The sequence below is a fragment of the Frankia sp. CgJB1 genome (assembly GCF_977947065.1).
Genome location: NZ_CDWTNB010000191.1, coordinates 1 through 7,493 on the forward strand (window position 1 = coordinate 1; position 7,493 = coordinate 7,493).

General features: G+C 67.9%; 8 protein-coding genes. 2 read left to right on the plus strand and 6 right to left on the minus strand.

Going from position 1 to position 7,493, the window contains the following annotated elements:
• The 5 genes from AC08OT_RS17425 to AC08OT_RS17445 all read right to left on the minus strand — a co-directional run.
• Nucleotides 1-1,306: methylmalonyl-CoA mutase family protein (locus AC08OT_RS17425; protein WP_476603045.1), on the minus strand; the 1,306-nt coding region annotated here is incomplete at its 3' end.
• Nucleotide 1,307: 1 nt separating this feature from the next.
• Nucleotides 1,308-1,817 (minus strand): MaoC family dehydratase, encoded by a 510-nt coding sequence (locus AC08OT_RS17430; RefSeq protein WP_011436585.1) that lies wholly within the window; start codon nt 1,815-1,817, stop codon nt 1,308-1,310.
• A 57-nt stretch (nt 1,818-1,874) separates the two neighbouring features.
• Complete coding sequence (locus AC08OT_RS17435) at nt 1,875-3,074, minus strand: acyl-CoA dehydrogenase family protein (RefSeq protein WP_476594094.1); 1,200 nt, start codon at nt 3,072-3,074, stop codon at nt 1,875-1,877.
• A 133-nt stretch (nt 3,075-3,207) separates the two neighbouring features.
• Nucleotides 3,208-4,158 (minus strand): HpcH/HpaI aldolase/citrate lyase family protein, encoded by a 951-nt coding sequence (locus tag AC08OT_RS17440; RefSeq protein WP_476594095.1) that lies wholly within the window; start codon nt 4,156-4,158, stop codon nt 3,208-3,210.
• 371 nt (nt 4,159-4,529) lie between these two features.
• On the minus strand, nt 4,530-6,017 hold the full coding sequence (locus AC08OT_RS17445) for an AMP-binding protein (protein WP_476595903.1): 1,488 nt from the start codon (nt 6,015-6,017) through the stop codon (nt 4,530-4,532).
• Between the two features lie 284 nt (nt 6,018-6,301).
• Between AC08OT_RS17445 and AC08OT_RS17450 the strand changes: the two genes are divergently transcribed.
• A complete protein-coding gene (locus AC08OT_RS17450; RefSeq protein WP_476594097.1) occupies nt 6,302-6,730 on the plus strand; it encodes a hypothetical protein in 429 nt (142 codons plus the stop codon).
• 118 nt (nt 6,731-6,848) lie between these two features.
• Entirely contained in the window at nt 6,849-7,028 is a 180-nt protein-coding gene (locus AC08OT_RS17455; RefSeq protein WP_476603046.1) for a hypothetical protein, read from the plus strand.
• A 117-nt stretch (nt 7,029-7,145) separates the two neighbouring features.
• On the opposite strand, the gene AC08OT_RS17460 is transcribed toward AC08OT_RS17455, so the two are convergent.
• Nucleotides 7,146-7,493, minus strand: a 348-nt coding sequence (locus AC08OT_RS17460; RefSeq protein ID WP_476603047.1) for a hypothetical protein, incomplete at its 5' end; no start/stop codon positions are given.

Consider the following 7,493-nt stretch of genomic DNA (forward strand, 5'->3'; position numbering starts at 1 on the left):
GATTCGGCTCGGTCTCGGTGAACCGGTTCACCCCGACGACAACGTCCTCACCGCTCTCGATGCGAGCCCGCCGCGCCGCCTGGGACGTCACCAGCTGCGACTTCATATAGCCGCTCTCGACCGCGGCGACGGCGCCCCCCATCTCCTGAACCCGGTCGATCTCCGCCCTGGCCGCGGCCACGAGCTGATCGACCCGCTTCTCCACCACGACCGAACCGGCGAACAGATCGTCATACTCCAGCAGATCGGTCTCATGAGCGAGGATCTGCTGAATGCGCAGCGACCACTGCTGATCCCACGGCCGGGGCAGGCCCAGCGCCTCGTTCCAGGCTGGCAGCTGCAACGCCCGACACCGCGCGTCCTTCGACAGCGTCACCCCCAGCGCCTCCAGCACAATCCGGATGATGTTGTTCTCCGGCTGGGCCTCGGTCAGCCCCAGCGAGTTGACCTGCACCCCGTACCGGAACCGGCGCTGCGCCAGCTCCCGAACCCCGTACCGGGAGGTCAGCAGCTCATCCCACAACACCGTGAACGCCCGCATCTTGCACATCTCCTCCACGAAACGCTCTCCGGCGTTGACGAAGAAGGAGATCCGACCACACACCTCACCCATCCACTCCGCATCCGCCGGCTCCAGCTCCCCGCGGTCCGCGCCCGCCCGGCCCGCGCCCGCCCGGCCTACCGGGATCCCCCGCGCGGCGGCCACGGCATCGAGCACCGCGATCGCCGTGCACATCGAATAGGCCAGTTCCTGAACCGGCGTGGCCCCGGCCTCCTGCAGGTGATAACTGCAGATGTTGATCGGGTTCCAGCGGGGCAGCTCGGCCACCGTGTAGGCGATCAGGTCGGTGATCAGGCGCAGCGACGGGCCCGGCGGGAAGACATAGGTCCCCCGCGACAGATACTCCTTGATGATGTCGTTCTGGGTCGTCCCGGCCAGCTCCGCCGGATCGGCCCCCTGCTCCTCCGCGACCACCTGGTACAACGCCAGCAGCCACATCGCGGTGGCGTTGATCGTCATCGACGTGTTCATCCGCGCCAGCGGAATCCCGTCGAACAACCGCCGCATGTCACCGAGATGCGCGATCGGCACCCCTACCCTGCCCACCTCGCCACGGGCAAGGGCGTGATCCGGGTCGTAGCCCGTCTGCGTGGGCAGATCGAACGCCACCGACAGCCCGGTCTGCCCCTTGGCCAGATTGCGCCGATACAGCGCGTTACTCTCGGCCGGGCTCGAATGCCCGGCATAGGTGCGGATGATCCACGGACGGTCCCGCTTTGTCTCCGCTCGGCCCGCGCCCGCCATCTCAGCCTTCCGTCCGGGGTTCCGGCCGGCCAGGCTGCTCGCCGCCGCGCGCCTCGCCGTAGGCCCGCTTGGGCACCATGACCTTGCGGCGGTAGATGCAGACGAGGACGCCGTCCTGGTTGTAACCGCGGGTTTCGACGGTGACGATCCCGCGGTCGTCCTTGCTCTTCGACTCGACCTTGTCGAGGACGGTGGACTCGCCGTAGATCGTGTCACCGTGGAACACCGGCTTCACGTGCCGTAGCGACTCGACCTCCAGGTTGGCGATCGCCTTCCCGGACACGTCGGCCACCGACATTCCCAGCAGCAGGGAGTAAACGTAGTTCCCGACGACGACGTTCCGTTTGAACTGGGTGGTCTCCTCGGCGAAATGGGAGTCCAGGTGCAGCGGATGATGGTTCATCGTGAGCAGGCAGAAGAGATGGTCGTCGTACTCGGTGACCGTCTTGCCCGGCCAGTGCTTGTAAACCGCACCGACCTCGAACTCCTCGAAGTAACGCCCGAACTGCATCTGGAACTCCCTCGCCTGCTCGCGGCACACTCAACTCGTCAGGGACGCACCGGCCCCTCAGCCCGGAAGCTGGTACTCCTTCAGCAATGCCCGGCTGATGATGCGCTTCTGTACCTCGGAGGTCCCCTCTCCGATGAGCATGAAGGGGGCCTCCCGGTACAGGCGCTCGATCTCGTACTCCTTGGAGTAGCCGTAGCCGCCGTGGATCCGGAAAGCCTCGGTCGTCACCTCGTGGCAGTACTCGCTGGCAAGGTACTTGGCCATCCCGGCCTCGACGTCGTTGCGCTGCCCGTCGTCCTTCCTGCGGGCGGCGCTGACCATCATCAGATGCCCGGCCTCCACCTTGGTCGCCATCTCGGCGAGCTTGAACGCGATGGCCTGATGCTCCGCGATAGGCCGACCGAACGTCCGCCGCTGCTGAGCGTAGGCAATGCCCAGCTCAAACGCCCGGATCATAATCCCGCAGGCCCGCGCGGCGACGTTGACCCGGCCGACCTCCACGCCGTCCATCATCTGGTAGAAACCCTGGCCCCGGCCGTCCTCGCCGCCGAGGATCGCCGACGCGGGCACCCGATGGTCGGCCAGCACCATCTCGGTGGTCTCGACCCCCTTGTACCCGAGTTTCTCCAGTTTTCCCGGGATGGTGATCCCGCCGTGTGTCCGGAACCCGGGTTCCTTCTCCAGGAGAAACGTCGTCATGTTCCGGTAGACCGACTGGGCGCCCTCGTCGGTCTTGACCAGGGTGGCGACGACGCCGGCGCGGGCGCCGTTCGTCAGCCACATCTTCTGGCCGTTGAGCACGTAGTCGTCGCCGTCCCGGTCGGCCCGGGTGGTGATCGCGGAAACGTCGGAGCCGCAGCCCGGTTCGCTCATCGAGAACGCCCCGCGGAGCTCGCCGGTGGCCATGACCGGGAGCAGCCGCCGTTTCTGCTCCTCCGAGCCGTGCTGGAGGATCAGGTAGGCGACGATGAAGTGGGTGTTGATGACCCCGGAGACACTCATCCAGCCGCGGGCGATCTCCTCCACGACGAGCGCGTAGGTCAGCAGGGACTCGCCGAGCCCGCCGTACTCCTCCGGGATGGTGATGCCGAACAGGCCCATCTCCTTCATCGCCTCGATGATGTCCTCGGGATACTCATCCCGATGCTCGAGGTCGTTCGCATGGGGAAGAATCTCCTTGTCGACGAAGGTCCGTACCGCCGCAAGGATGTCCCGCTGCACATCGGTCAGACCGTCGGTCTGCGCGATCCTGCCCATGTTCCGCTCCTGTCCCTGCCCCCGATGCCTGAGGGGAGAGCAGAAACGCACTCAGGCAGCGGGATGGTTTCATCATGGCCACGCGCCACGCGCCACGCGCCGGTCGGCTGAATCCGCCCCGACTCGGGCGGATTCAGCCGACCGGTGGTTCGAACTTCACCGTACGCTGCATCCCCGCGGTGCGGCCCTTGCCCGCGACGACCTCGGCCATCTTCCGGCTCGCCTGGTCGATCATCTCGTCGCCGAGCATCACCGCACCGGTCAGACCGCCCGCGGCCGAGGTGTGCCAGGCATAGGCCTCCAGGATCAGCTCGGCATGGTCGTAGTCGGCCTGCCGGGGCGCGTAGATCTCGTTGGCCGCCTCAATCTGGCCCGGGTGCAGCACCCACTTGCCGTCGAACCCGAGCGCCGCGGACCTGCCCGCCACCGCCCGGAATCCGTCCACATCACGGATCTGCAGAAACGGCCCGTCGATCGCCTGCACCCCGCGGGCGCGCGCGGCCTCGAGAATCTTGAACAGCACATAGTGAAATGGGTCACCCGGATAGTCCGGACTGAGCGTCCCCACCACCAGCGACGGCATGTTCACCGACGCCATGAAATCCGCCGGGCCGAAGATGATCGTCTCGATCCGTGGGCTCGCGAACGCGATCTCCTTGACGTTCGACAGCCCCAGCGCATTCTCGATCTGCGCCTCGATCCCGATCCAGCCCACCTCGAGCCCCATGACCTTCTCGATCTGGGTGAGCAGCAGGTCCAGCCACGCCACCTGCTCCGCCGACTGCACCTTAGGCAGCATCACGCAGTCCAGGTTCGCCCCCGCGCCCTCCACCACCTCGATCACGTCGCGGTAGGTCCAGCGCGTGGTCAGGTCGTTGACCCGCACCACCCGGGTCTTCCCCGCCCAGGCGCCCTCGTTCAGCGCCGCGACCACGTTCGCCCGCGCTGACTCCTTCGCGCCGGGAGCCACCGAGTCCTCCAGGTCACAGAACACCTGATCGGCCGGCAACCCCTGGGCCTTGCCCAGCATCTTCGGCGACGAGCCGGGAACGGCCAGACACGACCGGCGCGAACGCAGCGACACGATTACCCCACATCTCTCACAAGCCGGATCTCGATGAACGGACGAACACCCAGCGGACAGGGACATCGACGCGGAACCGAGGCTTCGTCATCCGTCAGCGCGGCCCCCGCACCCCCTACCAAGGGTCTCCACAGGTCGCGACCGCCCGATCGCAGGAATCGCCCGGTAGCCCGATATTAGCCCATCCGATAATCTTGGATTGTGCATCTAGGTTTTATCACAGTCCCCCACGCCGGGCATCCGATTCGCACTCACCATGCGCGCCGCATTCGTCACCTTATGTAAGGTGCAGGTAAGGTACCGGATCCGTTGGCGCGGTGCCTCGGGCGCCGTCCGCCTTCGTCCCATGGCCGGGTTCGCTTCCGGTCGGATCAGTTGACCTGGCGCTCGTGGCCCTCCCAGTACGGGGCGCGCAGCTTGAACTTCTGCAGCTTGCCGGTGGCGGTGCGGGCAAGCTGGTCGCGGAACTCCACCGAGGTGGGTGCCTTGTAGCCGGCGAGCCGCTCCTTGCAGTTCTTGATCAGCTCCGCCTCGGTCGCCGTCCGGCCCTCGGCGAGCACGACCAGCGCCTTGATCGTCTCACCCCACTTTTCGTCGGGCACGCCGATCACCGCGACCTCGGCCACCGCCGGGTGGCTGAACAGGCAGTCCTCGACCTCGATCGACGAGACGTTCTCACCGCCGGTAATGATCACGTCCTTCTTGCGGTCACTGATCGTCAGATGGCCCTCGTCGTCGATCACGCCGCCGTCACCGGTGTGGAACCAGCCGCCCGCCAGGGCCCTGGCCGACTCCTCCGGCCGCTCCCAGTAGCCCGCCAGGACCACGTTGGAGCGGGCCAGCACCTCACCGGAGTCCGAGAGCTTGAGCGTGACGCCCAGAGCGGGCGCACCCGCACGGACGAGCTTGCCCGCGCGATCCTCGGGCGGCAGGTCGTCCCACTCCACGCGGGAACGGTTGATCGTGAGCAGCGGCGAGGTCTCGGTGAGGCCGTAGATCTGGATGAACTCCCAACCGAGCTCCTCCTCGACCCGTTGGATCGTCTTGATGGGCGGCGGAGCACCCGCGCAGATGACCCGCACGCGGTCGCGGCCGGGGACCTCGCCGTCCCAGTCCCGGACGGCGTCGAGCACGGCGTTGACCACAGCCGGCGCGGCGCACATCACGGTGACGCCGTGCTGCTCCACGCGGCGCAGGATCTCCGGGCCGTCGATCTTGCGCAGCACCACCTGCTGGACGCCGAGACCGGTCATGCCGAACGGCATGCCCCAGCCATTGGCGTGGAACATCGGCAGCGTGTGCAGGTAGACGTCGCGGTCGGTGACACCGGCGTGCAGCGCGAAGGTGACCGCGTTGACCCAGATGTTGCGGTGGGTGATCTGCACGCCCTTGGGCCGCGCGGTCGTGCCGCTGGTGTAGTTGATCGTGGCGGTGGCGTTCTCGTCCGGCTCCCACGGCGTGGGCTCGGTGTCGAAGCGGTAGAATTCGGCGTCGCTCTCGGCGCCCAGCACGAACTTCTGCCTCGCGGTCACGCCGGAGAGCCTCTCCTCCAGCTCGGGGTCGATGAGCAGTACATCGGAGCCGGAGTGCTCGACGATGTAGCTGACCTCCTCCGGCGAGAGACGGAAGTTCACCGGGACGAGCACCCGGCCGTACCCGCTGACACCGAAGAACGACGCGAGTAGGCGGGCGCTGTTGTGCGACACGATCGCGACGCGCTCACCGTGGCCCACGCCTAAGGCGTCCAGGCCCGCCGCCTGCGCACGGGCGGTCTCACCCAGGCGGGCGTAGGTCAAGTCCGGCCACGGCTGGGCGGGCTGGTCCGGTTCGTCCACGACACCGACACGCCTGCCGTACACCGCGACCGCTCGATCAAGGAAATCACGTGCACCGAAAGGCACCAACATCGCTGGCCTCCAGGGGGCTGTGGGCGGTGCTGCCGAACCTCACCGGTCGAATCGAGTGTGATCCCAAAGTGTAGGCACGGTAAACGGCGAGGGCTTGTACGCCGGCGACAGGCGCTTGCACCCACCCGCCACACGACGTCGGCGCGGGCCCGGTCAGACCGCCGCCGTCGGTGCTGTCGAGCTGCTCGCAGTGTGGCTACGCCGGGTGGTTCGTGAGGAACAGGTTCGTTAGGAACATGTCAAGTACCGGGTTTGATGGAGACTGGGTTGTCACGCGCCGGCGGGCTGTCAGCGGGCTCTCCAGGATTCTGGTCGATCAGCACGCTGCGGAGATGTCGGGGCAGGCCCGGGGCTATCTGGACCAGGAGTCGATGGTGGACCAGGCAATCGCCGCGCGGCTACGCGCGCTGCTCGCCCCGGATCGCGAGGTCATGGTCGCGCACGTGCAACTGCTGCAGGCCAAGGGCATCAACCTGCCAGGTCCGCCGGAACTGGTCGCCTCAGCCATAATCGGCACGATGTGGCAGTTCGCCCACGAACACGTCGCTACCAGTGACGACATCTTGCCCGACGACGAGGCGATCGACCTGCTCACCGCCTTCATCCTGCGTGGTATTGCCGGCGCTGCCCCGCAGGCGAGATGTGCTGCTGACGGGACCGGGTGAGCGTGCCGCTCGTGGGTGTAGGGCGACGAGGACGGCGATCAGGGGCACGGTGAGGAGGAAGGCGGCGCGCAGGCCGACGGCGGTGGCGATGGTGGCCAGGGCGGCGGGGGCGGTAAGGATGGCGACGCCACAGGCGAGGGCGCCCAGGGACGCGGCGTGTGGTGGTGACGGGGTACAGGGTCGCGACGCCCAGGCCAGCGACGGTGAGCGCGCCGGTGACAACGGCGGTGTGATCGGTCGTGGCGATGGCCAGGGCGCTGGCGGCGGTGACGGCGCCACCGAACGTGACAAGGGGTAGCCGGGTAAGCAGTAGGGGTCCGAGGAGGCGGCCGATGGCCATCCCGGCGGGGAAGGAGATCCAGAGCACCACCGCCGTGGCGGTGGACACTCCGGTGTCGTGCAGGCGGGTGATCCCCTAGATCGTGAAGCAGAACTCGACGGCCACGGCGAGCGCTACACCGCTCCAGCGCCGCGCGACCCGCCCGGCCACCAGCGGGCGTGCGGTGCCGCTCCCGGCAGGCCGCGGCTCGGTGGTGGCGGGCCTGGTGGTGGCGGGCCTGGTGGTGGCCAGGGCGATCAGGGGCACGACGGGGGCCAGAAGGGCGAGCCGGCCGTTGGCGCCGGTGGCGTCGAGGGTGCCCATGGCGGCCGGAGCGGCAACAGCGGCGGTGCTGGCGGCGGCGGTGACGCGGCTGAGGCGGGCCGCGGCGTCGGGACCGGCCAACAGCGCCGGGGTGACCAGGACGAGGGCGGCGCCGAGCAG